At 78.1% G+C, this 1021-nt stretch carries 1 protein-coding gene; it reads right to left on the reverse strand.

The window, feature by feature from the left end; genetic code table 11:
- The coding region (locus ACWEVO_RS37125; protein ID WP_452312041.1) for a cell division protein PerM at window positions 1-1021 on the reverse strand (1021 nt) is incomplete at both ends.

The raw sequence follows: 1021 nt of genomic DNA on the forward strand, positions 1-1021 counted from the left end.
GCAGGTCGGGGTGGTTGTGGAAGAGCGCGGTGGTGATCACCACGCCGAGGACCGAGTCGCCCAGGAACTCCAGCCGCTCGTTGGTGGACCAGCCGGCGGTCATCCCGGCCAGCACCGGCACCGCGAGCAGCGCCGCGCCGAGCCCGTCCACCGGGCCGCGCGGCAGGCCGGCGAGCAGCGGTACGGCCGGCAGCGCGCCCACCGACACCTCACTGGTCCGCACCGCCGTGTCAGTGCCGACGGCGAACCCGGGGCCGAGCAGGTAACTGGCCGACCAGATGGTGGCGTTCGGGGCGTACGCGAGGCTGACCAGGGTGATGCCGGCCTGACCGGCGACCCCGGTCCGGTACGCGCCGATCATGTCGGCGGCGTCCCCGCCCCCGGTCGCCACGGCCAGCCCGGCCGCCCCGGCACCGGCGCCGAGCAGCAGCAGGCCGGCGACGAGGCCGGTGCGCAGCCCGTCCCGCAACGGCGCCGGCAACCGCCGGGCCAGCAGCCCCGACACGCCGGTCGTCCGCACCGCGCCGACCAGGGCGGAGAGCGCACCGACCACGGCGAAGGTGAGCCCGGCCCGGACCAGGGAGACGCGCAGGCCACCGGCGCTGACCGTGATCGCGGCGAGGACACCGAGCAGCGCGTACCCGAGGCCGACCGCGACCCCGACGGTGAGGGCCTGGCGGGGGGACCGGCTGCCGCGCGCGCCGATCGCCCGGCTGACATGCACGCCGGCCCGGGTCAACCGCCAGACGGCGAGCGCGGTCAGGGCCAGCGGGGCCAGGCCGAGCGGCCCCGCGGAGGTCCCCAGCGGCACGCCGTGGCCGAGCAGCCACCCGGCGAGACCGGCGCGCAACGCCCCCGGCAAGGAACCGGCGTCCTCGCTGAGCTGCGCCAGACCGAGCACCAGGGCGACCGGCAGCCAGGAGGTCAGGGCCGCCCAGCCGGCCGCCACCCCGGCGGCGACGGGCAGCGCCGGTCCGCTGACCGGTAAGGAAGCTGATCCGCCGCCCCCGCGAGGGCGCCG

The organism is Micromonospora sp. NPDC003776 (assembly GCF_053605645.1).